The sequence below is a fragment of the Tabrizicola fusiformis genome, from assembly GCF_013328815.1.
In the GTDB taxonomy this organism is placed as follows: Bacteria; Pseudomonadota; Alphaproteobacteria; order Rhodobacterales; family Rhodobacteraceae; genus Fuscibacter.
The window spans coordinates 17,597-44,357 of record NZ_JABUHN010000019.1; the positions used below are offsets into that span (position 1 = coordinate 17,597).

The following is a 26,761-nucleotide window of genomic DNA, read 5'->3' on the forward strand; positions in this document are numbered from 1 at the left end:
GGCTTGCCATGGCGGGCAGGTCATGGGATTTCCGGCAAGGCGCAGCAACGGGAACGGGCGGATGAAACTTTTCGTGGGCCTCGGCAATCCGGGGGCGAAATACGCGGGCAACCGCCACAACATCGGTTTTATGGCGCTGGACCGGATCGCGGCGGACCATGGCTTCTCACCGTGGAAGAAGGGGTTTCAGGGGCAGACCTGCGAAGGGCGGCTGGGCGGCGAAAAGGTCGTGCTGCTGAAACCCGAAACCTTCATGAACCTCTCGGGGCAGTCGGTTCAGGCGGCGGTCACCTTTTACAAGCTGCAACTTGCCGATGTGACGGTGTTCCATGACGAGCTTGACCTCGCCCCCGGCAAGCTGCGCGTCAAACAGGGCGGCGGCCATGCCGGGCATAACGGCCTGCGCTCGATCCATCAGCATCTGGGCGAAGCCTATGGCCGGGTGCGGCTGGGCATCGGTCATCCGGGCCACAAGGATGCGGTGGCCGCCTATGTGCTGCATGATTTCGCCAAGGCTGATCAGGACTGGCTCGACGATCTGCTGCGCGGCATCTCCGATGGGGCGGCGGCGCTGGCCGAGGGGGACGGCACGCGCTTCATGAATGCGGTGTCGCTGCGGGTGGCGCCACCCCGTTCGGGCGGCGCGGCAAAGGAAGCCACAGCAAAAGCCGCCACCCCGGCAGAGGTTCAGGAGCCCGCCGCCGAAGTGCCGCGCAGCCCGTTGCAGCGGCTGGCCGACAAGTTCCGCTGACGCCGCTATCGCTCGGTCAGTTTCAACTCGATGCGGCGGTTCTGGGCGCGGGCTTCGGCGCTGTCGCCGCTGGCCACGGGCTGAAACTCGCCAAAGCCGGTGGCGGCCAGCCGGTTCGGCGGAAAGCCCAGCTCGTCCACCATATAGCGCACCACCGACAGCGCCCGCGCCTGGCTGAGTTCCCAATTGTCGGCGAATTCGCCGGTGCCCGACAGCGGCACATTGTCGGTATGGCCATCGACGCGGATGATCCAGTCGATCTCGGGGGGAATGTCGCCCGCCACTTCGGAAAGGGTCGCGGCCACCCCGGCGATCTGGTTGCGGCCTTCGGGGGCCAGATCGGCCGAACCGGGTCGGAACAGCACCTCGGAGGAAAAGACGAAACGGTCGCCCACCACCCGCACCCCGGGCCGCCCCGCCAGAAGCTGGCGCAATTGGCCGAAGAATTCCGAGCGGAATTTCTCAAGATTCTGGTTTTCCGCCTCCAGCCGCTTGCGCTCGGCCGCCTCCATTTCGGCACGCTGCTTCTGCTCGCTGGCGACCTGTGCCAAGGCGGTGTTCAACTGGGTTCCCAGCGCCTCGATCTGCACCTTGGCTTCGGCATCGCGGGCGGCAGAGGCATCCAGCAAATCCTGCAGGGCGCCCAATTGCCCGCGCAGCGCGGTGATCTGCTGGTTCAGAAGTTCCACCTTGCGGGCCGCTTCCAGCGTCTTTTGCTGTTCGGCCGTGAGGGCCGCTTCGGCAGCCGCCAGAAGGGCCGCCTTCTGGTCGCCGGTCGCACCGGCTTTGTCGGCCGCAGCCCGCGCGGCGGCAAGCAGGGTCAGCGTCTCTTCCGCCTGCTTGCGCTGTTCTTCCAGCGCAAGGGTCATGGCCGTGAGTTCCTCATCCGAGGATTTCAGCTTGTCGCGCAGGGTGGCAAGGGCAGCGGCATCGGCCAGCCGCGCCGCCTCTTCCGCGGTCAGCTTCGCCTGCGCCGCCTCCAGCGCCGCCTTGTCCGCCTCTCCCTTGGCACGCAGATCGGTCAGCAAAGCCTCAATCGCGGCGCGGCGGGCGGCGGCCAGACGGGCCTCTTCGGCGCTCTTGTCGATTTCGGTCCGGGCCTTGGCAAGGGCAAGGTCCAGCGCCTCTTTCTCGGTCATCAGTCTGGACTGCGCCGCCTTCAGCTCTTCGACCGAGGCGGTGAGCGTGCCGACCTGCCCGCGCGCTGCGTCACGCTCGGCCAGAAGGCTGGCGACCTGCGCTTCAAAGCTTGCAATGCGCCCCTGCGCCTCGCCCAGCGCACCTTGGGCGCTGGCCAGTTGCGCCGTCAGCCCGGCAATCTGATCGGCCTGCCGCGCCCCTTCGGCCCGCGCCGTGGCAAGCGAGGCGGTCAGCGTGCCGACCTCGGCCTGCAAGCCCTCGGCCCGGCTGCGTTCCAGCCCCAGCGCATCGGCCAGTTGCGCCACCTGCGCGGTCAGCGACTGCAACTCGCCGCTTTGGGCGGTGATCGTCTCGCGTAGGACCGATTGCATGACGGTGAAGATGGTCAGCACGAACATCAGCACCATCAGAAGCGTCGTCACCGCATCGACGAAGCCGGGCCAGATGTTGGAACTGTCTCGGCGGCGCGAAAGGCCCATGGCCTAGACCCGCCCGCGCGTCAGTTGCCGCACCGTATTGGTCAGCGTGGAAAGATCAGCCCGCAGATCGGCCATCGCCTCTTGCCGGCCTGCCGCCAGCTCTTCCAGAATCCGCAGCAATTGCACGTCGATCGAGCGCAGGCGCATCCGGCTTTCGGCATCGACCTGCGCCTTGCTGTCCTCGCCGGTCAGGGCGGCCACCAGCCGCTCTTGCCCTTCGGCAATGCGGATCATCGTGGCGTGCTGGCCCTTTTCGTCCACCGCGATCCGCGCCAGCTTGTTGATGGCGGCGGTCAGTTGCGCCAGCCCCTCATCGGTGGCGGCGCGGTTTTCGTCGGATTGTGCGATCAGCGTCTGCAACACCTCGACCTGACCGGCCAGATGGTCCAGCACCGCCGACACCGCCCCGCCATCGGCGCTGTCGCCATCGGCGCCGGCAAAGCCCAGCCGGGTGATCGACGAAAGCCAATCCTCAAGCTCGCGGTAAAAACGGTTCTGGCCATGGCCGGCGAAAAGTTCGAGCAGCCCGACCACCAGCGACCCGGCCAGCCCCAAGAGCGACGACGAAAACGCCGTGCCCATGCCGCCCAACTGGCTTTCCAGCCCGCCCATCAGCTTGCCGAAAACTTCCAGCCCGCTTTCGCCCTCTTTCGGGGCAAGGCTGCGGATGGTTTCCACCACGGCGGGAACCGTGGTCGCCAGCCCATAGAATGTGCCCAGAAGGCCAAGGAAAATCAAAAGGTTGGTCAGATAGCGCGTGATGTCGCGCGCCTCGTCGATCCGCGTGGCGACCGAATCCTGGATCGAGCGGGCCGAGGTCGAGGAAATCTGCGTCCGCGCGCCGCGGCTGTGCAGAAGCTGCGCCAGAGGGGCCAGAAGGCGGGGCGGCGCGGCCTCTTCGGCGCCGGGGTCATGGCGGGCGAACCGCTCGATCCAGCTTACCGACTGCACAAGGATCAGCACCTGCCAGAAACAGGTGGCAACCCCCAAGAGGAAGACGGCGGTGATGAAGCCGTTCAGCAGCGGATTGGTGGCGATGATGCCGAAAACCGTGTCATGGATCAGCCAGGCGCCGCTGGCGACCAGCACGCAGACCAGCAACATGGTCACGATCTGGCGGATCGGCTGGCTGAAATGGGTCTCGGGGGCCGCTCTGGTGCTGTCCATCGGTTGGTTCCGACCTCTTGCTGCTCGGGCAAAGCATAACAGGCGGCGGGCAAAGGCCAAGCAAAACCGCGTGTGCCGGTGCAGTTACAGCGCCGCCACCCGCGCCGCCAGCCATTCCAGATCGGCGTCGGCAATGCCCAGATCGGCCAGATGCTGTGCCGTGGCGAAAAGGTAATCGCGGTTCGGTCCGCGCCCGCCCACCGCATCCGCGATGATCCGCGCCTGTTCCTCAAGCGGCAGACCGCCGCAATATTGCACATGGTCGGGGTCGATCACATAGGCCAGCGCCCGCACCTGCCCGCCCTCGGCCAAATCGAGCGTGACTTCGCGTTCGAGATAGGCCGACGAGATCAGCTCACGCTCGCGCAGGGCGGCAAGGGTTTCGGCCTCGGTTCCCGGTTCAACGCGAAAGGCCACCCCGTCACAGACCGCCCCCGGTGCCGCATCCAGCGCCAGCACAAGGCCCGGCGCGGTTTCGGTGCCGCGATGGTGGATCGAGCGCATGCAGAAACTGCGATGCCAGTCCCGCAACCGCGCCACCCGCGCCTCGGCCACGGCGAAACCCGGATGCCAGATCAGCGAGCCATACCCGAAAACCCACATGTGATGCACCTTTGCTGGCCCTTGCCCGGGCAGAGGTGTAATCAGCGGGCAAAGCGAAAGGAAGCCTGCCCATGCGCGTTCTGATCTGGATCACCGTCATCGCGGCGGCTTTGTGGAGCGGGCTGTGGTTCGTGGCCTCGACCTCGATCCGCAACGGCACCGAAAGCTGGTTCGCCGAACAGGCGGCACAGGGTATAACGGCCGAAAAATCTGCGCTGGTGGTGCAGGGCTTCCCCAGCCGTGTCGATGTGACCGTGAGTGATCTTGTGCTGGCCGATCCGGCGCAGGGCACCGGCTGGCAGACGCCGTTCCTTCAGGTCTTTTCCATGAGCTGGAAGCCCTGGCACCTGATCGCCGCGCTGCCCACCGGGCAGGTGGTGACGCTGCCCGGGCAGGAAATCGCGCTGGATGGCGAAGGGATGCTCGCCTCGCTGGAACTGCATCCGGGGATCAGCCTTGCCCTGGACAAGACGCGGTTCGAAGCGAAGGCGCTGCGGCTGATTTCCACGGCGGGCTGGTCTTTCGGCGCCGATCAGGTCTTTGCAGCGACCGAGGAAGACCCCAGCCTTGTGAACACCCACCGGCTGGGTCTGAAGTTGCAGGGCATAACCCCCGATCCGGTGATTGCCGGGGCGGCGGGGCTGCCCGCGCGGGCGGATCTGTTCCATCTGGATGCCTATGCCAGCTTTACCGCGCCGATCGACCGCCACGCCGGACAGGCAAAGCCCCGGCTCTCGGTGCTGGACCTGCGCGAGGCGCGGCTGGATTGGGGGAACCTGCAGATCACCGCCGGGGGCCGGATGGCCGCCGGGGCCGATGGTCTCGCCGAGGGCGAAATCGAGGTGAAGATCACCGGCTGGCGGCAGCTTCTGCCGCTGATGGTGGCGATGGGCCGCACCACCGCCGATCAGGCCCGGGTGCTGGAGCGCGGGCTTGAGGTCTTGGCCAAGGCGGGGGGCGATCCGAATGTGCTGAACCTGACGCTGCGCGCGGCGGGGGGGCAGATGGTGCTGGGGCCGCTGCCGCTTGGCCCGGCGCCGCGGATGAACTGACGCGCTATCTGCAATAGGCGCCGCTGTTGTAGCGCGCGGTGTCGAAATGCAGGTGGTCTTCGTGATAGCCGTCCGACCCGGGGCCGAGTGTGGTGCCGAAGATGCCGCAGGCGCCCTTATGGGCCTTGCGGATCGGGGCGTTGTAGTCGCGCGCGATGCTCCATTCGGTGCCGTCCGAAAAGACGAAGCCGCCGATGTCGATTGCCTTGCCCCGGCCATGTTCGCTGATCTTGTTGCCCTTTTTGTTGTTGCGCGGGCGGCAGATGTAATGGGCGGCAATCCGCAGCTCGACCACTTCGCGCTTCTTGCCGAAGGCCGGGCGCATGGCGCCGTCCACCCATTGCCGCAGCGCCTCTGCCGTTTCGCAGGTGATTGTGGCGGGCTGGCTCAGGCGGATGCCGGAAACCGAGGTGACGCGAACCGGCTCTTCGACGCCGCAGCCTTTCACCTTTGAGGTGATGCGCGCCAGCTTTTCGCCCTTGATTTGCGGGTCGCCACAGACCGATCCGGCCTTGCTGGCCTTTTCACGCTTGGGCTTTTTCTGCTTGGTTTTCGGGGTCTTGTCGCTGGTTGCCGCCGCCGCAAGATCAATCTCGGGCAGGGGGGCCAGATCGGCGGGGCGCGGGCGCGGCCGGACCGAGGCGATCAGCGTGTCGAGCGGGATCAGCGCTTCGGGCTGCGGCGGGGTGGCGGTCAGCCCCGCAGGCCGGGCGCGCGGGCGGGGCAGGGCGGCAGGGGCCGGGGCGGTAACGGCGGCATTGGCACCGGCCATGGCGGTGACCGCCGCCGGGCGGGGCAGCGGGCGTGGGGTGCTGGCAGGCGCATCGGCCATGAGCGGCAGGGCAGACAGGACAAACACGACGGGAGCCCAGAGGCGCCGCATCGCTCAGGCCCCCGGTGCGGGCTTGGCCGGACCCGCGCCGCGGCCGAAATCGGGGGCGGCGGTGTCCTGCCCGGCTTCGATGATGCCGCGGCGGATCGCACGGGTCCGGGTGAAATAGTCGAACAGATGTTCGCCGTCGCCCATGCGGATCGCGCGTTGCAGCACGAACAGCTCTTCGGCAAAACGGCCAAGGATATCCAGCACGGCATCCTTGTTGGTCAGGAACACATCCCGCCACATTGTGGGGTCCGAGGCGGCAATCCGGGTGAAATCCCGAAAACCCGACGCGGAATATTCGATGACTTCCGAGTTTGAAACCTGCGCCAGATGGTCGGCCACCCCCACCATCGTATAGGCGATCAGGTGCGGCGTGTGGCTGACCACCGCCAGAACCTGATCGTGGTGCGCAGGTTCCATCCGGTTGGTCTTGGCCCCCATCGCCTTGAGCAAGTCTTCCAGCCGGGTCAGCGCCACCGGGTCCACCTCGGGCGCCGGGGTAAGCAGCCACCAGCGGTTCTGGAACAGGCTGGCAAAGCCGGACCGGGGGCCGGAATATTCGGTGCCTGCCATCGGGTGGCCGGGGATGAACTGCACGCCTTCGGGGATATGCGGTGCCACCGCCTCGATCACCGCCTGCTTGACCGAGCCGACATCGGTGACCGTGGCCCCGGGCGCCAGATGCGGGCCGATTTCGGCGGCAATCGCGGCCATCGCCCCGACAGGCACCGCCAGAACAACCAGATCGGCGCCCTGAACCGCCTCGGCCGCGGTGGCGTAAACATGGTCACACAGCCCGATTTCCAGCGCTACGCCCCGGGTTTCGGCAGATTTCGCATGGCCCGCGATTTCGCCCACCAGCCCGCCCGCGCGTATGGCATGAGCCATGGACGAGGCGATCAGCCCCAGCCCGATCAGGGCCACGCGGTTGTAGATCGGGCGGGTCACTTCACGCCCTTGAACTGGCCGATGGCATGGGCCACGCGGCGGCACGACGCCTCATCGCCCACGGTGATACGCAGGCAATGCGGCAGTTTATAGCTCGACACCCGGCGCACGATCAGCCCCTGCGCCTGCAAGAAGGCGTCGCAGGCCTCGGCGTCTTCCGGGCTGGCGAAACGGGCCAGAATGAAATTCGCCATCGAGGTGTCCGAAGGCACCCCCAGCGCCGCCAGCGCCTCGGCCAGCCAGTTGCGCATCCGGGCGTTGTCGGCGCGGCAGCGGTTCACATAATCCTGATCGCGCACCGCCGCCTCGGCGGTGTCGAGTTGCGTGTTCGACAGGTTGAACGGGCCGCGAATGCGGTTCAGCACATCGATGATCGGTTTCGGCCCATAGGCCCAGCCAATCCGCAACCCGCCCAGACCGTAGATTTTCGAGAAGGTCCGGGTCATCACGACATTGCTGCGGGCGGTGACCACCGAGGCCCCGCCGTCAAACCCCTCGACATATTCGGCATAGGCCCCGTCCAGCACCAGAATGGCCTGCGGCGGCAGGCCATCGGCCAGACGCTCAATCTCGGCCTGTGAAATCATGGTGCCGGTGGGGTTGTTCGGGTTGGCAATGAACACCAGCCGGGTGCGCCGGTTGCACGCCTTCAGAATCGCATCCACATCGGTGGTGCGGTCACGCTCGGCCACTTCGACCGGGGTTGCCCCGACCGCCAGCGCCGAAATCCGATACATCAGGAAGCCGTGTTCGGTGAACACCACCTCTTCCTTGGGCCCGGCATAGGCCTGACACAGGAAGGTGATGATCTCATCGCTGCCCACGCCGCAGATGATGCGGGCGGGGTCCAGCTTGTGAACCTCGCCGATCGCCTCGCGCAGGCTGGCATGGTCGGTCGAGGGATAGCGGTGCAGGGTATGGACCGAACGGGCAAAGGCATCCTTGGCCTTGTCCGATGGCCCGAACGGGTTCTCGTTCGAGGACAGTTTTACCACATTGGACACGCCTGCGACGGCGGCCTTGCCCCCTTCGTAAAGCGCAATCTCCATGATGCCGGGTTGCGGGCGGATCAGGTCACTCATCGGAATCCTCGAACTGCTGGCCGGGGTTTTAGCGGGGGCCGGAGGGCTTGGCCAGCGGCAAATCTGACCTCTGGCCTTCACGGGGCGCCTTCCATTTGATCAAATTATTTGCCATAAGGTCGCATCCCTTGCCCGAGGTGCCACCATGCCCACCGATCCTGCTGCCAACCTGATTGCCGGTGTCCGCACCGACCGGCTGGAAAAACTTGCCGCGCGTGAGGCGAAACGCTTTGCCGCGGGCCGTCCCAAGGCGCAGGCGGCACAAGAGGCGGGGGCCGGGGTCTTCCTTGACGGCGTGCCGCTGCACTGGATGAAGGACTGGCCGATGCCGCACCTGCCCTTGGTCACCAAGGCGCATGGCGCGCGGATCACCGATATCGACGGTTATGAGATTGACGATTTCTGCCTTGGCGATACCGGCAGCATGTTCGGCCATTCGCCCGCGCCGGTGGCCAAGGCGATCCGGCATCAGGCTGCGCGCGGGCTGACCTACATGCTGCCCACCGAAGACGCGCTGGAGGCGGGGCGGCTTTTGTGTGAACGCTTCGGCGATTTCCGCTGGCAAATCGCCACCACCGCCACCGATGCCAACCGCTTTGCCATCCGCGTGGCGCGGGCAGTCACCGGGCGGCCGAAGATCCTTGTCTTCAACGGTTGCTATCACGGCACGGTTGACGATGCGATGGTGGAGCTTGCCAATGGCGCCACCCGGAACCGCGAGGGCCTTCTGGGCCAGTTTGCCGACCTGACCCAGGGCGCCGTCTGTGTCGAGTTCAACGACCTTGCCGGGGTCGAGGCGGCACTGGCCAAGGGCGATGTCGCCGCCATCCTGACCGAGCCGGTGATGACCAATTCCTGCATGGTGCTGCCCGAAGCGGGCTTCCATGACGGTCTGCGCAGCCTCACGCGCCGCTATGGCGCGCTGCTGATCATCGACGAGACGCATACGATTTCCAGCGGTCTGGGCGGCTATACCGGGGTGCATTCGCTCTCGCCCGACATGTTCGTGGTCGGCAAATGCGTGGCGGGCGGGATGCCCACCGCCGTCTGGGGCATGACGCCGGAGACCGCCGCGCGCTATGTCGAGGTGAATGCGGCGCGGCCTTCGGGCCATTCCGGCATGGGCACCACGCTTTCGGCCAATCCGATGCAATTCGCCTGCCTGCGCGCCACGCTGGCCGAGGTGATGACGGCGAAGAACTATGATCACATGGAAAAGCTGGCCGCGCGCCTGTCGGCGGGCTTGCGCAAGGTGATCGACCGGGTGCAGGCGCCTTGGCATGTCGTCCGCGTCGGCGCCCGGGTTGAATTCATCTGCGCCCCCGGCCCGCTGAAGAACGGCGCCGAAGCCGCATTGGCGCATCAGCCGCAGGTCGAACGCGCGCTGCATGTGGCCCTTCTGAACCGGGGCAGCCTGATTGCGCCCTTCCACAACATGATGCTGATCAGCCCCAAGACGAAGAAACGGCAGGTGGACCGCCTGATTGCCGCCTTTGACGAAGTGCTGACCGAACTTTTTGCCTGAGAGCCAGAGATGACCCAGATGACCAGCCCCTCCGGTTCGACCGTTGCCGAAGCCGAAGCCTTCCTTGCCGCCCATCCCGAGATCGAGGCGTTCGACATCGTTCTGCACGATTCCAATGGCATCGGGCGTGGCAAGATCATCCGGCGCCATGAACTCCTGTCGGTCTACAAATCGGGGCGGCATCTGCCGATTTCGATTCTTGGCCTCGATATCTGCGGCGAGGATGTGCATGAAACCGGCCTGATCTGGGATGAGGGCGACGGCGACCGCCGCGCCTGGCCGATCCCCGGAACGCTGGTGCCGCTGGCGGGAACCACCCCGCCGCGGGGCGAGGTCTTCCTGTCGGTCTACGAACTCGACGGCCGCCCGATGACTTCGGACCCGCGCCATGCGCTGCAACGGCAGGTCGATGCCATGGCGGCAGAGGGGCTGTATCCGGCAGGTGCCTTTGAACTGGAATTCTTCCTGCTGGAGAACGAGCGCGACGCCAATGGCAAGATGGTTCCGGCCCGCGATGTGCTGGACAAGCGGCGCAATTCCAAGACCGATGTCTATTCGGTCGATCAGCTTCACGGGATGCTGCCCCTTTTCAACGATATCTATGCCGGGGCCAAGGCGGCGGGAATCAAGGCGGAAACCCTGATTTCCGAATTTGCGCCCGGCCAGTATGAACTGACCCTGCATTACCGCGAGAATGTGATGCAGGCGGCGGATGATCTGATGCGGCTGAAGCGTCTGGTCAGGATGCACGCCCGGCTGCATGGCGTGACCGCCTGTTTCATGGCCAAACCGAACGAGGATTACGCCGGTTCGGGGATGCATTTTCATGTGTCGCTGCAAGATGGCAGCGGACGGAACGTTTTCATCGAAGAGGTCGAGGGGCAGTGGTCCGACACCATCCGCTATGCCATCGGCGGCTTGCAGCAGACCATGGCGGAATCCATGCTGGTCTTTGCCCCCCATGCCAATTCATGGCGCCGTTTTGCCGCGCAAAGCTATGCCCCGGTTTCGCCCACATGGGGGGTGAACAACCGCTCGGTGGCGCTGCGGATTCCGGCGGGCGATATCCGGGCCCGGCGGGTGGAGCATCGCCCGGCGGGGGTGGATGCGAACCCCTATCTGGTGGCCGCAACCGTGCTGGCAGGCATCCGCAAGGGACTGGCCGAGCGGATTGATCCGGGGCCGGAGGTGACGGGCAACGGCTATGACGTGGAGACCGGCATCGTGATGCCCGACGACTGGCGTTCGGCCATCCGGGCGGCGCAGGGCTCGGCCTTCCTGCGCGAGGCACTGGGCGAAGATATGCACCGCACCTTTACCGCGGTGAAGGCGGCCGAATATGCGCGGGTGATGCGGACGGTGTCCGAGGTGGATTTCGACCTGTATCTTTACACGGTTTAAGCGGGGGGATGGGCAGATTGCCCATCCTACGATTGGGCGCCGGTAGGATGGGCAATTTGCCCATCTACCGTTTCCAGCGACACTCGCCCGCGCAGACCGGCTGCCCCGCCGCAACCGCCGCCGCGATGATCCCCGGCACCCTCGGGTCCAGCCCCAGCGCGGGCAAGAGCCGCCCGGCAAAACCCGCCTCGGCCAGCGCCGCCGGAATGTCCTGTGTCACATGCCCGCCACCGGCGGCAAAGAACGGCAGGCAGACTGCCCCCGGCCCATGTCCGCGCAAATCGGCCAGCCGTGGGGACTGATCAATGAAGGCCGCCTCGGCCCGCAGGCCCAGTTCGGCGCCGATCCGCCCCGCCACATGCGCGGCAATATCCGACGGCACCGCCGACCGGCCCGAGCCATGGGCGGCCAGCACAACGCTTTCGCCGCCCGCTTCGCCCGCCAAAGTCACCGCCAGACCGTGAATCGCGGGGTCACAGCCCATCGGCTCAAGCACCTGCCAGCCCTGTCCCCCGGCCTCGGCCAGACGGCGCGGCAGATTGATCCTTGTGAACCAGCCCCCTGCCATGAACAGCGGATAGGCCAGCCCCCGTGGCCCCAGCCGCGCGACGGCTGCCGCCAGCGCGCCCGGTTCGGCCAATGTGGCCGCCGCCACCGGGCGGCCCGCGACCATGGCCACCGCATCTGCCAGCGCCTCTACCTCCGCGGCCAGGGGGCGCGGGTCGGACGGCTGGCCATGGGCGATGATCAGGACCGGTGTCATGCGCCCTTTGTGCCGGGCGCGGCCCCCCGGCGCAAGATGCCGGTCAGCCGGGCATCATCCCCGAGATATAGCGGGCAAAGTCGAAATTCGGCCGTTCCAGATGGCTGAGTGGCCCCGGCTCGGACATGCTGGCGCACAGCCCGCGATAGACCCGCTCGACACAGCCCTTGTCCTCGATGTTCACCTCGTCCAGCAGGGCCTTGACCTGCGCGAAATGCTCGGCCGCTTCAGGATCGGCCACGAATTCGGGCGACAACCCGCCGCCGAACAGCACGTTCACATGGCCCGGCCCGTCTGGCGTGAGGCAGAGATACCAGAAATAGCCCGGCGTCAGCGTGATCATCAGCGAGGGATAGATCGCCAGAAGCCATGTCCTGCGCCGCTCATCCCCTTGCAGGACCGTGTTCTTCGGATGGGCCAGCGCCAGCGGGATCGCGTCATTCTTCAGAATATGGTGATAGTTGAAGGCCGCCAGTCCCTCGGGGCAGGTCATCTTCATCAGGTCAACCGAGCCGCCGATGGTGCCGCTGTGGCAGACCGGGAGGTGATAGCTTTCCATGAAATTCTCGGCCAGCACCTTCCAGTTGGTGGCCCAGCGGAACTCTTCGCGGAAGGCTTCGCTGTAGGCTTCCATATGCAGATTGCCGACCAGCGCCTCGACCTCGGCCAGCCGGACCGAGGGGGAGGGCGCATCGGGGTTCAGCGTGACCATGATCCAGCCCAGCCATTCCTCGCAGCGCACCTGCGGCAGGCCGATCTGTTCCTTGCAGAAGCTTTCGTTCAGCGTCATGGCGGGCGCCCCGCGCAGCGAACCGTCCAGATTGTAGGTCCAGGCGTGATACGGGCAGACGATGGAGCGGGTGTTGCCGCGCCCTTCCAGAAGCTGGCTCATCCGGTGGCGGCAGACATTGGACATCGCACGCAGGGCGCCGGCCCGGTCCCGCAGCACCACGATCGGCTCGCCCGAAATCTGCATGGTCAGATAATCGCCGGGATTGGGCAGGGCATCGGCCCGGCCGGCGCAAAGCCATTCGCGGGCGAAGATGTGCTGCATCTCCTGTGCGGCGAATTCGGGGCTGGTATAGACCGATTTCGGCATGGCCAGCGCCTGTTCAAACGGCACGCCGACGTTGCGGCGCAATTCCTCAAGCGGGGTCAGGTCGGGATCGTGGCGGGTCATGGGCGGGACTCCTGCTGCGCTGAAGCAATGAAAGCACCGGGCCGGGGGCTTGTCACGACCGTTTCACGTCGCAACCGGGACAGGAAGGCGCGGAAATGGCTGAGTGCTGCTTAGGGGCAGGCTAATCCTGAAACCGCAAGCGAGGGGATGTCGGGTATGAAGATCACGAAACTTGAAACCTTTACCACCCGCGATGTCGGCTTTGTGCGCGCCACGGCCGAAGATGGCAGTCAGGGTTGGGGGCAGGTCTCGACCTATCAGGCCGACATCACCTGCGAAATCTTTCACCGGCAGGTGGCGCCCCATGCGCTGGGCACCGACGCGCTGGATTTCGCCGATACGATCCGCCGCATCTATGAGAAGGAACACAAGTTTCCGGGCAGCTATCTGCGCCGGGCGCAGGCGGGGCTGGACACCGCGCTGTGGGATCTGCGCGGCAAGGTCGAGGGCAAGCCGGTGGCGGCGCTTTTGGGCGGCAGCCCGGGGCGGGTGCGCGCCTATGCCAGTTCGATGAAACGCGACATCACGCCCGAGGATGAGGCGGCGCGGTTCCTGCGCCTGCGCGACACCTTTGGCTTTACCGCCTTCAAATGGCGGGTCGGCGCCGAATGCGGCCGCGACGGTGACGAATGGCCGGGCAGGACCGAGGCGGTGATCCCGGTGGTGGCCAAGGCGCTGGGCGACGGGGTGGACAAGCTGGTGGACGGCAATTCCGGTTTTTCCCCGGCGCGGGCCATCGAAGTGGGCCGGATGCTGCAAGACAATGGCATCGGCCATTTCGAGGAACCCTGCCCCTATTGGGAACCCGACCAGACCGCCGAAGTGCGCGCGGCCCTGTCGCTGGACGTGGCCGGGGGCGAGCAGGATTGCGAGTTTTCAAGCTGGCGTCTGATGCTCGACCGTGGGGCGGTAGATATCCTGCAACCCGATGTGATGTATATCGGCGGCATTCACCGCACGCTTGAGGTTTGCCGGATGGGGCAGGCAACGGGGCTGCCGGTGACGCCCCATGCGGCCAATCTGGGGATGGTCACGATCTGCACCATGCACCTTCTGCGGGCGATCCCGAATGCCGGGAAGTATCTGGAATACTCGATTGAAGGGCCGGATTACTACCCGTGGCAGGAGGGGCTGTTTCTGGGCAATCCCTATGCCATCGAAGACGGCCATGCGACGGTCACCGAGGCGCCAGGATGGGGGGTAGAGATCAACCCCGGCTGGCTGGAGAAGGCAAGCTACCGGATGAGCGGGGGTGAGTCGGGGTAAACCCCGACCTACAGGGCGCGTAGGTCGGGGTTTACCCCGACTCTGGCTTCAAATCTCATAAGGCCAGGTCACCTGCGAAAACGCCCCGCTTCGGACCGCAGGGCCAAGAGCCGCCCGGTCAGACCCTCGGACATGCCGACCCGGCACGTTGATGCGGCGGCCCCCGTAGGTCGGGGTTTACCCCGACTCTGGCCTCAGGTCTCATAAGGCCAAGTCGCCTGCGAAAACACCCCGCCATCGACCCAGATCGTCTGCCCGGTCACAAAACCCGCCGCTTCGGAACACAGAAACAGCAGCGGCCCCGTCAGGTCTTCGGGCGTGCCGACCCGGCGGAGCGGCGTGACCTTGGCCCAGGTGGCGGAATAATCGCCCGCCTCGGCCGCCGTCCGCTCGGTCGCAATCGCGCCGGGGGCGAGGCAGTTGACGCGGATGCCATGCGGGCCAAGCTCGACCGCAGCGACCTTGGTGAACTGCTCGATCCCGCCTTTCGAGGCCGTGTAATCCACCAGCCGGGGAAAAGCCGCCTTGTTGCAGCCCGAGCCCAGCGTGACGATGCTGCCGCCATGGCCCGCCGCGATCATCGCCTTGGCCGCGGCCTTGGTGTTCAGGAAGGTGCCGCGCAGATTGGTGGCCATCACCCGGTCCCAATCGGCAACCGGCAGATCGACCAGCCGCGACCATGTCTGGATGCCCGCATTGTTGACCATGACGCGCGGCGCGGCCCCGGCCCAATCGGCTGCCAGCGCATGGAACCGCGCCACGGCAGCCTCATCCCCGGCATCGCTTTCCAGCGCGAGCGCCTGCCGGCCCAGTGCCTTCACCTCTGCCACCAGCGCGGCGGCGGCAGCGGCTTGCCCCATATGGGTGAAGGCCACATCATGCCCCGCCCCGGCAAGGGCGGTCACAAGGCTGCGTCCGATGGCCGAGGGGCCTGCGGTGACAAGGGCGAGTGTCATGGGATGTCCTCCTGCGCGCATCCTGAAAGGTGGCGCGCAACTTGGCAAGTTCGCGCTTCCGCAAACCCCGGAGCGGGGGCGCGTCGCCCCCCGCACCCCCAGAGAGTATTTGGAAAGGTGCAAATGGGCAGGGCGACTTGCATTTGCACCTTTCGAAATACTCCGGGGGTCCGGGGGGCTGGCCCCCGGTCCGTCCGGCGGCAAAGGGCTCAGGCGCCCCAGGTTCGTTCCAAAAGGTGCAGCCAGTTGCCGTGGCAGATCTTGCGCAAAAGCGGCTCGTCATAGCCATGGTCGCGCATCGCTTGCACCAGATTTTGCTGACCCGCGACATCGGTGATCCCGACGGGGATGGTGGCGCCGTCAAAGTCGGAACCAAGGCCGAGGTGATCTTCGCCCAGCTTCTCCAAGAGGTGGTCGAGATGGGCCAGCGCGTCTTCCCAGCCCATGTCGCCCGATTGCCTGCCATCCCGGCGCAGGAAGGAGGTGGCGTAGTTCAGCCCGACCATGCCGCCCGTGTCGCGGATCGCGGCCAGTTGCCGGTCGGTCAGGTTGCGTGACGAGGGGGTGATGGCATGGGCGTTGGAATGGGTGGCGACCAGCGGCGCATCGCTGAGGGCGGCCACATCCCAGAAGCCTTTCTCGGTCATATGGCTGAGGTCGATCATGATCCGCAGTTTGTTGCAGAGCCGGATCAGATCCTTGCCCGCCGGGGTCAGCCCCTCGCCGGTGTCGGGCGAGGAGGGGAAGGCGAAGGGCACGCCATGGCCAAAGACCGTGGGCCGCGACCAGACCGGACCGAGCGAGCGCAGCCCCATGTCGTGATAGAGGTAAAGCGCGTCGAGGTCGGGGCCGATCGCCTCGGCGCCTTCCATATGCATGATGCCCGCAATCACCCCCTGTGCCAGACAGGCGCGCAGTTCGGCTGCGGTGGTGCAGACCTTGAAAGCGCCCTGCGACGACCGCTCCATCCAGCGCAAATGCCCGGCCATCGACAGCGCCACCGGCTGCGCCGCCTTGTGGCCGATCAGATCGCCCAGGGGCAGGGCGAAGGGCGGATTTTCCATCGCCGTCATATAGTCGAGCCCGTCATGCGCCTCGGGCGAGGGGATGTAGATGGCGAAGAAGCCACCGGCGAAGCCGCCCGCCTTCATGCGGGGCAGGTCGAGATGACCCTTGCCCTCGCCGGTAAGCCAGATCGCCTCGCGGCGGTCGGGCGCCTCGTGCAGGCGCAGGAGAAGGTCGTTATGGCCGTCGAATACGGGGATCATCGGTGGTGCTTTCGGTTGATGGCGGAACCGGGGCGCTGCCCCGGACCCCGGGATATTTGCAGAGAGAGGATGGGGTCAGGTTTCGAGCATCCGGTCGGCGGAGGCGGCGAAGAGGCTGCGGGCGTAATCGGTGGTCATTCCGGCGGCGGCGAGGGTTTCGCGGGCCAGTTCCTCGACCGCGCGGCCGTGCTGCATCACCAGCACGCGGTCGCACATATGGTCGATCACCGCGAGGTCGTGGGAGACCATCAGGAAGGTCAGCCCGCGTTCGGTGCGCAAGCGGTTGAGCAGGTTCAGGGTTTCGGCCTGCACCGAGGCGTCAAGCGCGCTGGTCGGCTCGTCCAGGAGCAGGATCGAGGGTTCCAGCATCAGGGCGCGGGCGATGGCGACGCGCTGACGCTGGCCGCCCGAAAGCTGATGCGGAAAGCGGAAGCGGAAGGCGGCGGGCAGGCCCACATCCTTGAGCGCCTGCACCACGCGGGCATCGGTATCGGCCAGACCGTGGATCGCCAGCGGTTCGGACAGGGTGCGGTCGATGGTGTGGCGGGGATGCAGGCTGGCATAGGGGTCTTGAAACACCATCTGCACCTGCCGGGAAAAGGCGCGGCCACGGGGCGTTGGCAGCGGCTGGCCGCCGATGCGGATGGTGCCGCCGGTGATCGGGGCCATGCCGCAGATCGCCCGCAGGATGGTGGATTTGCCCGAGCCGCTTTCACCCACAAGGCCAAAGCTTTCGCGTTCGTTGACGGACAGGGACACGCCCTGCACCGCGCGCACCTTGCGGCCCTTGGCGGTGAAGGTAACGGAGAGGTTTTCAATCTCGATCAGCGCCATGTCAGGTGGCCCATTCCGCGTTGCGGTCCAGCCCCGGCAGCGGCTGGCGCGGCCCGCCGATGCGCGGCAGGCAGTTGAGAAGGCCCTGGGTATAGGGGTGTTTGGCGCGGGTCAGGTCGCGCGCGGCCAGTTCCTCGACCACCTTTCCCTTATACATCACCAGCACCCGGTCGCAGAAGCGGGCCACCAGCCGCAGGTCATGGCTGATGAAGATCAGGCCCATGCCCCGGTCGCGCACAAGGCCGTCAAGGATCGACAGCACCTCGGCCTGAACCGTGACATCAAGGGCCGAGGTCGGTTCATCCGCGATCAAGAGGTCGGGGTTTGGAATCAGCATCATGGCGATCATCACCCGCTGCCCCATGCCGCCGGACAGTTCATGCGGGTAGGCGTCCATCACCCGGTCCGGGTCGCGGATCTGCACCGCCTCAAGCGCGGCCACCGCCTTGGCATGGGCCTCGGCACGGCCAAGACGGTCGCGCTGGCGCAGGCCCTCCATCAACTGGGCGCCCACCTTCAGCACCGGGTTCAGCGAGTATTTCGGGTCCTGCATCACCATGGCAATGCGGCGCCCGCGCAGCGCCCGCATCTCGCGGTCGGAGGCTTGCATCAGGTCCTGGCCGTCGAACACCATCCGGTCGGCGGTGATCTTGCCCGGCGGGCGGATCAGCCGCAGCACGGCGCGGCCTGTCATGGTCTTGCCCGAGCCGCTTTCGCCAACGATGCCCAGACGTTCGCGGCCAAGGCTGAAGGATACGCCGCGCACCGCCTCGACCAGACCGGCCTCGGTGTCGAAGGTGACGCGCAGGTTTTCTACCGAAAGCAGGGTCATTTGCCGGAGTTCCTTGGATCAAGCACGTCGCGCAGCCCGTCGCCCAGAAGGTTGAAGCCAAGCGAGACGATGAAGATGGCAAGGCCGGGCATGGTGGCGACCCACCATTGCTCGAACAGGTATTTGCGGCCGGCGGAAATCATGGCACCCCATTCCGGCATCGGCGGTTGCACGCCAAGGCCGAGAAAGCCCAGACCGGCGGCAATCAGGATCACCCCGGCCATGTCCAGCGTGACGCGGATGATCACCGAGGGCAGGCACATCGGCATGACATGGCCCCAGATGATCCGCGCCGCCCCCGCGCCCTGCAAGCGCACAGCGGCGATATAGTCGGAATTGCGCACCGTCAGCGTTTCGGCCCGCGCCACCCTTGCATAGGGCGGCCATGAGGTGAGGGCGATGGCCAGCACCGCATTTTCCATCCCCGGGCCCAGCACGGCGACCAGCGCCAGCGCCAGGATCAGCTTGGGGAAGGCAAGGAAGATATCGGTGACCCGCATCAGGATTTCGTCGGTCCAGCCGCCGAAATAGCCCGCGATGGTGCCCACCAGCATTCCGAAGAGGGGCGCCGTGACCGCGACCAGCGTGATGATGAAGAGGGTGATCCGCGATCCCATGATCAGCCGTGACAGGATATCGCGCCCGAAATCATCGGTGCCCAGCGGATGCCCGGCGGTCAGCGGCGGCAAGAGCCGCAGCTTGAGGTTCTGCGCAATCGGATCATAGGGCGCAAGCCATGGCGCAAAGGCCGCCACCACCAGCAAGAGCAGGACAACGGCAAGCCCCGCCATCGCCAGCGGATTGCGGCGAAAGCGCAGCCAGCCCATGAAGCTTTGCCCCAGACGGGCCTGAAGGCGGCTTTGCGGGCTGGGGTCACGCAGCCATTGGGTCAGCGCGCTCATGTCCGCGCCCTCGGGTCAACAAGGCGGTAGAGCAGGTCAGACAGCATGTTCAGCCCGATATAGACCACCCCCACCACCACGGTTCCGCCCAGCACGGCGGGCATGTCGCCCACCAGAAGCGCATCGGTGATATAGCTGCCAAGGCCCGGCCAGCCAAAGATCGTCTCGGTCAGCACGGCGCCTTCCAGAAGGAAGGCATAGGACAGCGCGACCACGGTGATCAGCGGCACCAGCACGTTGCGCATGGCATGAACCCAGATCACCCGCCGCTCTGGCATCCCCTTGACCCTTGCGGTGGTGATATATTCCTGCCCCAACTCGTTCATCATGAAGCTGCGGGTCATGCGGCTGATATAGGCCATCGACAGGTATCCCAAGAGGCCCGCCGGCAGCACGATATGGCTGAAGGCATTGGCGAACATGTCCCAGCGGCCCGCCAGCGCGGTATCGACAAGGATCATGCCGGTATGCTGCGTCACCTCGAATTCGAACATCATGTCAAAGGCGGCATCCAGCCGCCCCGGCCCGCCGACCCAATCCAGCACGCCGTAAAACAGCAAAAGCCCCATCAGCCCCAGCCAGAACACCGGCATCGAATAGCCCATCAGCCCGATCAGCCGCACGATCTGGTCGGCCCAGCTTCCGGGTTTGGTCGCGGCCAGCACGCCTGCGGGCACACCCAGCGCCACGCCGATGATGGTGCCCAGCGTGGCAAGCTCCAGCGTGGCGGGGAAATATTGCGCGATTTCGGCGATCACCGGCTGTTTGGTGCGGATCGAGGTGCCAAGATCCCCCTGCACCGCCTGCCAGATATAGATGCCGAACTGTTTCCACATCGGCTCGTCCAGACCCAGCCGCAACCGCTCGGCGGCGATCTGGGCATCGGTGGCACGGTCGCCAAGGATCGACAGCACCGGGTCGATCGGCACGACCCGCGCGATGATGAAGGTCACCAGCAACAGCCCAAGGAAAGTGAAGGCCAGCGAGACCGCAACACCGGCGATCTGACGCAGCAAGAGGCCCGCGCGCGCGGCGGAGGACGGAAGGTCGGGGGAAAGATCGGTCATGGGAATGCGGGGCGCCGGATTGCTCCGGCGCCCCATGGTCTTACTTCGTCACGGTCCAGTAGGCGGCCGAGTCGATGGCGCCCCCGGTATAGAAGCCGCCGACATTGGCGCGCATCCCGGTCTGATAGCCAATCTGGAACATCACGATGAAGGGCGAGGTCTCGCGGTGGGTGGTCTGCATTTCCTCATACATCGCCTTGCGCTTGGCAGCGTCGCTTTCCTGCACGGCGGCATCCACGGCGGCGTTCAGCGGACCCGGATCATAGGCGTTGCGCCAGGCCAGAGTGCCCACCGCGCCTTCATCCGTGTTGTCGTTGTTCCAGGCGAAGGAACCGGCGTTGGTCTGCGGATCGGGATAGTCCGGGCCCCAGCTTTGCAGGGTGCCGTCATGCTGACGGGCGCGGTAGCGCTTGAGCTGCTCGGCACCGTCGCCGATGTTCAGCTCCACCGTGATGCCGACCTGACCGAAGGTGTTCTGGATCGACTGCGCCATTTCCATCCGGTCGGTGGCGTTGCGCACGTCCAGCGTGATCTTGGGATCGGTCACACCCGATTCCGCCAGCAGGGCCTTGGCCTTTTCCACGTCAAAGCTGTAGGGCGTGTCTTCCAGCGCGCCAAGGTAACCCTTGGGCAGGAACGCCTGATGCACGACCATCGTGCCCTTCAGGAAGCTGTCGGCCATGCCCTGATAGTCCACGGCCCAACGCATCGCGTCGAGGAACTTGGGGTTCTTGTACAGCTCGTTCTTCTGGTTGAACGACAGATAGAAGATCTGGCCGCCGACATCGGGCTGAATCTTGACATCGGCATTGCCGGCCATGCCTTCGATATCCACCGGGGTCAGCTCGCGGGCGATGTCGATATCGCCCTTTTCCAGTTGCAGCCGCTGGGTGGCTGCTTCGGGAACGTGGCGCATGAAGACCTTGGCCAGCGCCGGCTGGCCGCGCCAGCTATTGGGGTTGGCTTCGAGGATATAGCCTTCCTTGGCTTTGTAGCTTTTCAGCACATAGGAACCCGTCCCCGCCGAAACGCCGGTGGCCAGATAGGCATAGCCCATGTCGCCATCCACCGCATTGGCCTCAAGTGTGGCCTTGTCCACGATCGAGGCGACACCGGCGGTCAGGCAGTTGTAAAGGAAGGTCGGGGCATATTTCTTGTCGGTGGTCAGGGTGACGGTATCGCCGTCAAACTTGACCATGCTGTCCACATTCTCGGCCGTCCAGCCGAACTGGTTCAGGATGAAGGCGGGCGACTTGTTCAGCTTGACCGCGCGTTGCAGCGAATAGGCCGCATCCTCGGCCCGCACCGGATTGCCCGAGGCGAACAGCAGGCCCGATTTCATCTTGAACGAATAGGTCAGGCCGTCTTCGCTGACGGTCCAGCTTTCGGCCAGCCCGGGAACCAGCTCGCCCGGCTTGGTCGGGTCAAGCTCGATCAGGCCATCATAGACGTTGTTGACCACATCGAGGCCGGAAAATTCATAGGCTTCATGCGGGTCGAGCGAGACGATGTCGTCGATGGCATCGGCGATCACCAGCGTATCCGCCGGGGTCTCGGCGAAAAGCGCGGCGGGGGCGGTGCCCAGCATCAGCGATGCCATGGCAACGGCGCCAAACCGGCGCAGGGTCGGGTCGATCTTCATCTGCAACTCCCTGTTTTTTCTTTGTTTCATCGGTTGGTGGGGTGAGTCCCCCGCCATTCCTTGACCAATTGGGCAGATTTCGGCAAAGCTTGTCAACAGCGGCCAGCGACCCCGCAAGGGCGCTTTCAGGCAATGTGACGCGGGGATGGGCGAATTGACGGAAATCGCGGTTTTTGACGGTCATAATGATCTGCTGTCCTGCCTGCTGGATGAACAAGACCCCGAAGGGCGCGGCTTTTTCGAGGGGCGGGCAGGCATGGTTGATCTGCCCCGCGCCCGCAGGGGCGGTTTCGCGGGCGGGTTCTTTGCGATCTGGGCCGGGAATGACCCGGCCAATGCGCCCGACCCGATGGCGGCGGCCCGGCATTTCCCCGCGATCGACCCGGGCGGCGCGCTGACCGATACGCTGGCGCAGGCGGCAATCTTGCTGCGGATGGCGGCGGCGCGGCCCGATGCGCTGCATCTGTGCCGCCGCGCCGCCGATATTACGGCAGCCCGCGCGGCGGGTGCGGTGGCCGCCGTGATGCATCTGGAAGGCGCCGACGGCATCGGCGGCGATCTGGATGAATTGCAGGTGTTATACGCCGCCGGTCTGCGCTCGCTTGGTCCGGTGTGGAGCAGGCCGACCCGGTTCGGCCATGGCGTGCCCTTCATCTATCCCGCCTCGCCCGATACCGGGCCAGGGTTGACCGAAGATGGCAAGCGGCTGGTGGCGGAATGCGACCGGCTGGGGGTGCTGGTGGACCTTGCCCATCTGAACGAGGCTGGGTTTTGGGATGTGGCGGCGGTATCGGACCGCCCGCTGGTTTCAACCCACAGCGCCGCCCATGCGGTGACCGCCGCCACCCGCAACCTGACCGATCGGCAGTTGGATGCTATGGCCGAGCGGGGCGGGCTGGTCGGGCTGAACTTTGGCTGCGGTTTCGTGCGGCCCGATGGCATCAAGAACCCCGACACCCCGCCCGAAGTGCTGATCCGCCATCTGGACCATCTGCTGAACCGGCTGGGCGAGGGGGGCGTGGCGCTGGGGTCCGACTTTGACGGAACCACGGTGCCGAATTTCCTGAAAGATGTCGGCGCCTATCCCGCCCTGATCGCCGCGATGCGGAAGGCGGGATACGGTGAGGCGCTGATCCGCCGCATCGCCTGGGACAATTGGGTGGACCTGCTGGCCCGGGTGATCGGCTGACCGCGCCTCACCCACCCGTTGCGGCCTGATCGGCAAAGCGGTCGGTCGCGCGGACCATGGCATCGGCGATGCCCGGCTCGGTGCCGGTGTGGCCGGCATCGGGGATGATCTGCAACTCTGCCTCGGGCCAGGCGCGGTGCAGGTCCCACGCAATGCTCAGGGGCGTGCAGACATCATAGCGGCCATGGATCAGCACCGCCGGAATTCCCCGCAGCCGGTGCGCATTGGCAATCAGCCAGCCATCGCTTTCAAAAAAGCCGCCGTGGGCGAAGTAATGGCATTCGATCCCGGCAAAGGCAGTCGCGAAATGATCGTCGGAAAACGCCTCGGCGCGCGCCGGATTGGGCAGAAGCGAGATTGTCGTGCCTTCCCAGCGGCTCCACGCCCGGGCGCAGGCGGTCTTTTCAGGGCCATCGGGGCCTGACAGGCGGCGGTGATAGGCGGTCAGCAGATCGCCGCGTTCCGTCTCGGGGATCGGCGCCACGAACTGCTCCCAGGCATCGGGAAACAGGGCCGAGGCGCCGGATTGGTAGAACCAGCCGATCTCGGCCTTGCGCAGGGTGAAAATCCCCCGCAGCACCAGCGCGGTGACCCGTGCCGGATGGCTGATCGCATAGGCCAGCGCAAGGGTTGACCCCCAGCTTCCGCCCACCACCTGCCAGCGGTCGATGCCCAGATGGCTACGCAACCGCTCGATATCGGCGACCAGATCCCAGGTGGTGTTCTCCTCAAGACAGGCGTGGGGCGTCGATTGCCCCGCCCCGCGCTGATCCATCAGAATGATGCGATAACGCGCCGGATCATGACCCTGCCGCAGAAAGGGCGAGATGCCGCCCCCCGGCCCGCCATGCAGCACCAGCGCCGGAATGCCTTGGGGGTTGCCGCATTCCTCGAAATACAGCTCATGCAGGTCCGAAACCCGCAACCGCCCGCTGCGATAGGGGGTGATTTCGGGGTAAAGCGGGCGGCGGGCGGTGTCAGGCACGGGTGATATCCTCGGTCATGTCCCAGATCAGGCGGCCCAGCCGGGGCAGGGCCTGCGGATGCGTTTCGGCAAGGGCGCGGCCCGATGTCATCGCCACCATGATCAACGGCCGCCGTCCCGGTGCCTCGGCCCGCAGCATGTCATGCTTGAACCAACTGGTAGCGGTATCGCCGGTCCACAGGTTATGCCCCGCCTTTGACCAGATTTCGGCCCCGGCAGGCAGGGCGCCGCCCAGATAGCCGTCAAGCTGGAAATTCGGATCGCCCGCATCGGGGCTGGACGGGTCGCGGTGCAGGATGGCGCGGGCGCGGCCCCGCGACGGCGCCGACAGCGGCAGGCTGCCGTGGAACAACCCCCACAACAGCCGCGGGCAGGCCAGCGGCGTCAGCCGGTTCAGGTTCACCCCGCCGGCCCCGGCAAATTGCGCCTCGCGCCCATAGCGGGTGTCGTCCATCAGCTTTTGCGGAATGGTGCAGCCCGCCCATTCCGGCCAGCCCTGCGCCCAGTAAAAGCGGTTCAGCCGCTCGCGTTTCGACACCCAGTCGAGGTATTCCGCCCCTTCAAGCAGGGTGTCGCCGGTGGTGCCGGTGATCAGGTCGATCACATAATTGGTGGCGGTGTTCGAGGACCAGCGGATCATGTCGCGCAAGGCGCGGTCCATCTCGCCATGGGCGGGCACTCGGCCCTCTTCCAGGGCCGCAAGCGCGTGGATCAGGTGAAACGCCTTGACCAGCGAACAGGGATAGACCGGCGCCATGCCGTTCTGGGCAAAGCCCTCGGCGCCATCCGCGCCGGGGGCGACCAGCACAAGGCCAAGGGTTTCGGGATCAAGGCCCATCGGCCCGATCTCGTCCTGCGCCCGGGTCAGAATCCGGCGCCCCAGTGTCTGCCAGTCGGTGGTTTCGGTCAGGAACATCTTGGCCTCCATCGCGGGCAGCCTAAAGCCCGGCGCGGCAGGGGCAAGCCCCTCTGGCGCCGCCCGCGCCTTGGTGCGATGCTGGCCGCGAAGGAGACCACCATGACCGCCGCCACTGTGATCCGCCGCGCCACCCTTGAAGACGCCGCCACCCTGCAGGCACTGCTGGAGGAGCAGGCCAGCCACCATGGCGAGGCCCTGGAACGCGGGGTCGAGGCGCTGGAGCGGCACGGTTTCGGCCCGCAGCCGCTGTTTCGGGCAATTGTCGCGGAAAAAGCCGGTCTGTCGCAGGGGTTTGCCCTGTATTACCCCGATTTTTCCACCCTGCGCGGTCGGCCCGGCGTGATGCTGCAAGACATCTATGTGCGCGAAACCGCCCGCGGCACCGGCCTTGGCCGCGCCCTTCTGGCCGAGGTGATGGCCGATGCCGCGGATTGGGAGGCATCGTTCCTGACGCTCATGCTGGACCGCAGCAATGAGGGCGCCCGGGCCTTCTATGCCCGCCACGGCTTTACCGCCCGCGGCGATTACGACACGCTGATCCTGGAAGGCGCCGGGCTGGACGATCTGATGAACCGCTGAGGCCAAAGCGGATTGGCGATCCCGGGAGGGCTCGAACCCCCGACCCGCCGCTTAGAAGGTCTCTGGTCTAGGTCCCCAACCGCTTGTAAAGCAAGCGGTTTCTGTGGCCGATTTTGACGGTATGCAATTGCGATGCAATTGGCGACCCCGGGAGGACTCGAACCCCCGGCCAGCCGCTTAGAAGGCGGCTGCTCTATCCAGCTGAGCTACGGGGCCACGGGGTTGATGTTTAAACGGTCGGTCGCGGTTGGGCAAGGCGGGACCGGGAGCCGGGGGCATCGCAAAACCTCTTTCCGACGTCCAGACCCACGCCCTCAGCCACGCCCTACTCACTGACTCTTGTCGCCGCACTTGCGGCAAAGCCCAAGATGTGGTGCACTTCCAGCTATTACCGCATCATTCACGCAGGAACACCACAGTGGACACTGTAGACCCACGAGTGATTGAGATCGCACTTTCGCGTGTAGGAGGCGCCAATTTCGAGAATTTTGCGCAGGGGTTCTTTGCCGCAACCTTAGGAGCAGACTATGTGCCTTTGGGCGGCACGCACGACGGTGGTGCGGATGGCGCGTTGGCAGGCACCATCTTCGAAGTCGCGACGACAGATCGCTTTATGCAAGCATCCGTAACAGGCGATCCCAAAACTAAGATTCGTGGCACGATCAGACGCCTGCGGGAATTTGGCAGAACCCCAAGATCATTAATTTACGCAACCAGCCAGCGGCTCACACTGATTGACCAGATTGAACAGGTCTTAAGCGAAGAACTTGACTGCCGAATAGTTGTCAGGGATGGTCACTACTTCCAAAATCACATCAACAACTCCCCTGGCGCACTTCAATCATACAGAGCCTATGTCGCAGAGGCCGCGTCGTTTCTCGATCATATCGGCAGTGCGAACACCGTGTTGCCGGGCCACGGTCTGCCGGCAAAAACACTGTGCGTTTTCATCGGTCAAGAATTGGAGAGACGTCGCGGCAAGCAAGAGCTTCTTGAGGCGGTAACAGACAGCCTAATCATGTGGTCTCTGGAAGATACAGACCCAGATCAAGGAAAGTTTCTCTCAGCGGACGGCATTGAGCAGCGGGTTATAGAAACGCTTCCGGCGGCAAAGACCTTCTTTCGTGGCGTGATGGCTCATCGCCTCAGCGAACTTACAACAAAGGGAGAGGCAGGGGTCCGAAAGATTAACTACCACAAGAAGGAAAATGGATACTGCCTACCATTCGCCACAAGGAAGCTCATTAGGGAAGAGAACGTTGACGACGAAAACCGGCTCTGTTGCACAAATCGGTTGATCGTGGGACCTCCCCTTTCCGTGGACAGACCTACCCCGCGACCTCTGTGATAG

General features: G+C 65.4%; 25 protein-coding genes and 1 tRNA gene. 8 read left to right on the top strand and 18 right to left on the bottom strand.

Annotated elements, in window-relative coordinates; genetic code table 11:
• Window positions 1–61: 61 nt before the first annotated feature.
• Complete coding sequence (gene pth, locus HS053_RS19795; protein WP_174212976.1) at window positions 62–751, top strand: aminoacyl-tRNA hydrolase; 690 nt, start codon at window positions 62–64, stop codon at window positions 749–751.
• Between the two features lie 5 nt (window positions 752–756).
• Here the strand turns inward: pth and HS053_RS19800 are convergent, their stop codons facing one another.
• From HS053_RS19800 to HS053_RS19810, 3 genes are all read right to left on the bottom strand, one after another.
• Entirely contained in the window at window positions 757–2,370 is a 1,614-nt protein-coding gene (locus HS053_RS19800) for a peptidoglycan -binding protein (protein WP_174212977.1), read from the bottom strand.
• Between the two features lie 3 nt (window positions 2,371–2,373).
• The gene (locus HS053_RS19805; protein ID WP_174212978.1) at window positions 2,374–3,537 is read right to left on the bottom strand and encodes a biopolymer transporter ExbB; all 1,164 of its coding nucleotides are present in this window, start codon (window positions 3,535–3,537) and stop codon (window positions 2,374–2,376) included.
• An 84-nt stretch (window positions 3,538–3,621) separates the two neighbouring features.
• Window positions 3,622–4,140 (bottom strand): gamma-glutamylcyclotransferase, encoded by a 519-nt coding sequence (locus HS053_RS19810; RefSeq protein WP_174212979.1) that lies wholly within the window; start codon window positions 4,138–4,140, stop codon window positions 3,622–3,624.
• A gap of 71 nt (window positions 4,141–4,211) precedes the next feature.
• Between HS053_RS19810 and HS053_RS19815 the strand changes: the two genes are divergently transcribed.
• A complete protein-coding gene (locus HS053_RS19815) occupies window positions 4,212–5,192 on the top strand; it encodes a DUF2125 domain-containing protein (protein WP_174212980.1) in 981 nt (326 codons plus the stop codon).
• Window positions 5,193–5,196: 4 nt separating this feature from the next.
• Here the strand turns inward: HS053_RS19815 and HS053_RS19820 are convergent, their stop codons facing one another.
• Genes HS053_RS19820 through hisC form a run of 3 tightly spaced genes read right to left on the bottom strand, consistent with a single transcriptional unit; the run spans window position 5,197 to window position 8,102 of the window.
• Window positions 5,197–6,075, bottom strand: coding sequence for an extensin-like domain-containing protein (locus tag HS053_RS19820; protein ID WP_174212981.1), 879 nt, complete (start codon window positions 6,073–6,075; stop codon window positions 5,197–5,199).
• A gap of 3 nt (window positions 6,076–6,078) precedes the next feature.
• Window positions 6,079–7,020: a prephenate/arogenate dehydrogenase family protein gene (locus tag HS053_RS19825; RefSeq protein ID WP_174212982.1), complete on the bottom strand. Its 942-nt coding sequence runs from the start codon at window positions 7,018–7,020 to the stop codon at window positions 6,079–6,081.
• Window positions 7,017–8,102, bottom strand: a complete 1,086-nt coding sequence (gene hisC / locus HS053_RS19830; protein ID WP_174212983.1) for a histidinol-phosphate transaminase — start codon at window positions 8,100–8,102, stop codon at window positions 7,017–7,019. Before hisC ends, HS053_RS19825 begins: the two co-directional genes overlap by 4 nt.
• 145 nt (window positions 8,103–8,247) lie before the next feature.
• On the opposite strand from hisC, the gene HS053_RS19835 reads away from it, so the two are divergent.
• Both HS053_RS19835 and HS053_RS19840 read left to right on the top strand, forming a co-directional pair.
• Complete coding sequence (locus tag HS053_RS19835; protein ID WP_174212984.1) at window positions 8,248–9,627, top strand: aspartate aminotransferase family protein; 1,380 nt, start codon at window positions 8,248–8,250, stop codon at window positions 9,625–9,627.
• A gap of 9 nt (window positions 9,628–9,636) precedes the next feature.
• A complete protein-coding gene (locus HS053_RS19840; RefSeq protein WP_174212985.1) occupies window positions 9,637–11,028 on the top strand; it encodes a glutamine synthetase family protein in 1,392 nt (463 codons plus the stop codon).
• Window positions 11,029–11,092: 64 nt separating this feature from the next.
• Here the strand turns inward: HS053_RS19840 and HS053_RS19845 are convergent, their stop codons facing one another.
• Both HS053_RS19845 and HS053_RS19850 read right to left on the bottom strand, forming a co-directional pair.
• A complete protein-coding gene (locus tag HS053_RS19845; protein ID WP_174212986.1) occupies window positions 11,093–11,791 on the bottom strand; it encodes a sirohydrochlorin chelatase in 699 nt (232 codons plus the stop codon).
• 43 nt (window positions 11,792–11,834) lie between these two features.
• Window positions 11,835–12,971, bottom strand: coding sequence for an aromatic ring-hydroxylating oxygenase subunit alpha (locus HS053_RS19850; RefSeq protein ID WP_174212987.1), 1,137 nt, complete (start codon window positions 12,969–12,971; stop codon window positions 11,835–11,837).
• Between the two features lie 156 nt (window positions 12,972–13,127).
• Between HS053_RS19850 and HS053_RS19855 the strand changes: the two genes are divergently transcribed.
• Complete coding sequence (locus tag HS053_RS19855; protein ID WP_174212988.1) at window positions 13,128–14,237, top strand: mandelate racemase/muconate lactonizing enzyme family protein; 1,110 nt, start codon at window positions 13,128–13,130, stop codon at window positions 14,235–14,237.
• 194 nt (window positions 14,238–14,431) lie between these two features.
• On the opposite strand, the gene HS053_RS19860 is transcribed toward HS053_RS19855, so the two are convergent.
• The 7 genes from HS053_RS19860 to HS053_RS19890 all read right to left on the bottom strand — a co-directional run bounded on the left by HS053_RS19860 (window position 14,432) and on the right by HS053_RS19890 (window position 21,738).
• Window positions 14,432–15,193, bottom strand: a complete 762-nt coding sequence (locus HS053_RS19860) for an SDR family NAD(P)-dependent oxidoreductase (protein WP_174212989.1) — start codon at window positions 15,191–15,193, stop codon at window positions 14,432–14,434.
• A 209-nt stretch (window positions 15,194–15,402) separates the two neighbouring features.
• Entirely contained in the window at window positions 15,403–16,461 is a 1,059-nt protein-coding gene (locus HS053_RS19865) for a dipeptidase (RefSeq protein WP_174212990.1), read from the bottom strand.
• 75 nt (window positions 16,462–16,536) lie between these two features.
• Window positions 16,537–17,295, bottom strand: coding sequence for an ABC transporter ATP-binding protein (locus tag HS053_RS19870; RefSeq protein WP_174212991.1), 759 nt, complete (start codon window positions 17,293–17,295; stop codon window positions 16,537–16,539).
• A gap of 1 nt (window position 17,296) precedes the next feature.
• Window positions 17,297–18,127: an ABC transporter ATP-binding protein gene (locus tag HS053_RS19875; protein WP_174212992.1), complete on the bottom strand. Its 831-nt coding sequence runs from the start codon at window positions 18,125–18,127 to the stop codon at window positions 17,297–17,299.
• On the bottom strand, window positions 18,124–19,029 hold the full coding sequence (nikC, locus tag HS053_RS19880) for a nickel transporter permease (RefSeq protein WP_174212993.1): 906 nt from the start codon (window positions 19,027–19,029) through the stop codon (window positions 18,124–18,126). Before nikC ends, HS053_RS19875 begins: the two co-directional genes overlap by 4 nt.
• A complete protein-coding gene (locus HS053_RS19885; protein WP_174212994.1) occupies window positions 19,026–20,096 on the bottom strand; it encodes an ABC transporter permease in 1,071 nt (356 codons plus the stop codon). The genes nikC and HS053_RS19885 overlap by 4 nt, the downstream gene beginning before the upstream one ends.
• 40 nt (window positions 20,097–20,136) lie before the next feature.
• A complete protein-coding gene (locus HS053_RS19890) occupies window positions 20,137–21,738 on the bottom strand; it encodes an ABC transporter substrate-binding protein (protein ID WP_174212995.1) in 1,602 nt (533 codons plus the stop codon).
• A gap of 154 nt (window positions 21,739–21,892) precedes the next feature.
• On the opposite strand from HS053_RS19890, the gene HS053_RS19895 reads away from it, so the two are divergent.
• A complete protein-coding gene (locus tag HS053_RS19895; RefSeq protein WP_206677647.1) occupies window positions 21,893–22,927 on the top strand; it encodes a dipeptidase in 1,035 nt (344 codons plus the stop codon).
• A 7-nt stretch (window positions 22,928–22,934) separates the two neighbouring features.
• Here the strand turns inward: HS053_RS19895 and pip are convergent, their stop codons facing one another.
• Together pip and HS053_RS19905 are read right to left on the bottom strand one after the other, a co-directional pair.
• Window positions 22,935–23,912 (bottom strand): prolyl aminopeptidase, encoded by a 978-nt coding sequence (gene pip, locus HS053_RS19900; RefSeq protein ID WP_174212997.1) that lies wholly within the window; start codon window positions 23,910–23,912, stop codon window positions 22,935–22,937.
• On the bottom strand, window positions 23,905–24,840 hold the full coding sequence (locus HS053_RS19905) for a serine hydrolase (protein WP_174212998.1): 936 nt from the start codon (window positions 24,838–24,840) through the stop codon (window positions 23,905–23,907). The genes pip and HS053_RS19905 overlap by 8 nt, the downstream gene beginning before the upstream one ends.
• Window positions 24,841–24,930: 90 nt before the next feature.
• On the opposite strand from HS053_RS19905, the gene HS053_RS19910 reads away from it, so the two are divergent.
• Window positions 24,931–25,410, top strand: coding sequence for a GNAT family N-acetyltransferase (locus HS053_RS19910; protein WP_174212999.1), 480 nt, complete (start codon window positions 24,931–24,933; stop codon window positions 25,408–25,410).
• Between the two features lie 139 nt (window positions 25,411–25,549).
• Here the strand turns inward: HS053_RS19910 and HS053_RS19915 are convergent.
• Window positions 25,550–25,626: transfer RNA gene (locus HS053_RS19915), tRNA-Arg, on the bottom strand.
• Between the two features lie 202 nt (window positions 25,627–25,828).
• On the opposite strand from HS053_RS19915, the gene HS053_RS19920 reads away from it, so the two are divergent.
• Window positions 25,829–26,758 carry a hypothetical protein gene (locus HS053_RS19920; RefSeq protein WP_174213000.1) on the top strand — a complete coding sequence of 310 codons (930 nt, stop codon included), beginning with the start codon at window positions 25,829–25,831 and terminating at the stop codon, window positions 26,756–26,758.
• The last annotated feature ends 3 nt before the right edge of the window (window positions 26,759–26,761 follow it).

What these genes read in the sequence shown, in the direction of transcription:
- nikC (WP_174212993.1), bottom strand. Translation starts at nt 19,029, where the DNA reads ATGAGCGCGCTGACCCAATGGCTGCGTGACCCCAGCCCGCAAAGCCGC.
- HS053_RS19805 (WP_174212978.1), bottom strand. Translation starts at nt 3,537, where the DNA reads ATGGACAGCACCAGAGCGGCCCCCGAGACCCATTTCAGCCAGCCGATC.
- pth (WP_174212976.1), top strand. Translation starts at nt 62, where the DNA reads ATGAAACTTTTCGTGGGCCTCGGCAATCCGGGGGCGAAATACGCGGGC.
- HS053_RS19835 (WP_174212984.1), top strand. Translation starts at nt 8,248, where the DNA reads ATGCCCACCGATCCTGCTGCCAACCTGATTGCCGGTGTCCGCACCGAC.
- HS053_RS19850 (WP_174212987.1), bottom strand. Translation starts at nt 12,971, where the DNA reads ATGACCCGCCACGATCCCGACCTGACCCCGCTTGAGGAATTGCGCCGC.
- HS053_RS19860 (WP_174212989.1), bottom strand. Translation starts at nt 15,193, where the DNA reads ATGACACTCGCCCTTGTCACCGCAGGCCCCTCGGCCATCGGACGCAGC.
- HS053_RS19810 (WP_174212979.1), bottom strand. Translation starts at nt 4,140, where the DNA reads ATGTGGGTTTTCGGGTATGGCTCGCTGATCTGGCATCCGGGTTTCGCC.
- hisC (WP_174212983.1), bottom strand. Translation starts at nt 8,102, where the DNA reads ATGAGTGACCTGATCCGCCCGCAACCCGGCATCATGGAGATTGCGCTT.
- HS053_RS19875 (WP_174212992.1), bottom strand. Translation starts at nt 18,127, where the DNA reads ATGACCCTGCTTTCGGTAGAAAACCTGCGCGTCACCTTCGACACCGAG.
- HS053_RS19840 (WP_174212985.1), top strand. Translation starts at nt 9,637, where the DNA reads ATGACCCAGATGACCAGCCCCTCCGGTTCGACCGTTGCCGAAGCCGAA.
- HS053_RS19855 (WP_174212988.1), top strand. Translation starts at nt 13,128, where the DNA reads ATGAAGATCACGAAACTTGAAACCTTTACCACCCGCGATGTCGGCTTT.
- HS053_RS19865 (WP_174212990.1), bottom strand. Translation starts at nt 16,461, where the DNA reads ATGATCCCCGTATTCGACGGCCATAACGACCTTCTCCTGCGCCTGCAC.
- HS053_RS19870 (WP_174212991.1), bottom strand. Translation starts at nt 17,295, where the DNA reads ATGGCGCTGATCGAGATTGAAAACCTCTCCGTTACCTTCACCGCCAAG.
- HS053_RS19890 (WP_174212995.1), bottom strand. Translation starts at nt 21,738, where the DNA reads ATGAAGATCGACCCGACCCTGCGCCGGTTTGGCGCCGTTGCCATGGCA.
- HS053_RS19815 (WP_174212980.1), top strand. Translation starts at nt 4,212, where the DNA reads ATGCGCGTTCTGATCTGGATCACCGTCATCGCGGCGGCTTTGTGGAGC.
- HS053_RS19800 (WP_174212977.1), bottom strand. Translation starts at nt 2,370, where the DNA reads ATGGGCCTTTCGCGCCGCCGAGACAGTTCCAACATCTGGCCCGGCTTC.
- HS053_RS19905 (WP_174212998.1), bottom strand. Translation starts at nt 24,840, where the DNA reads ATGGAGGCCAAGATGTTCCTGACCGAAACCACCGACTGGCAGACACTG.
- HS053_RS19845 (WP_174212986.1), bottom strand. Translation starts at nt 11,791, where the DNA reads ATGACACCGGTCCTGATCATCGCCCATGGCCAGCCGTCCGACCCGCGC.
- HS053_RS19910 (WP_174212999.1), top strand. Translation starts at nt 24,931, where the DNA reads ATGACCGCCGCCACTGTGATCCGCCGCGCCACCCTTGAAGACGCCGCC.
- HS053_RS19885 (WP_174212994.1), bottom strand. Translation starts at nt 20,096, where the DNA reads ATGACCGATCTTTCCCCCGACCTTCCGTCCTCCGCCGCGCGCGCGGGC.
- HS053_RS19820 (WP_174212981.1), bottom strand. Translation starts at nt 6,075, where the DNA reads ATGCGGCGCCTCTGGGCTCCCGTCGTGTTTGTCCTGTCTGCCCTGCCG.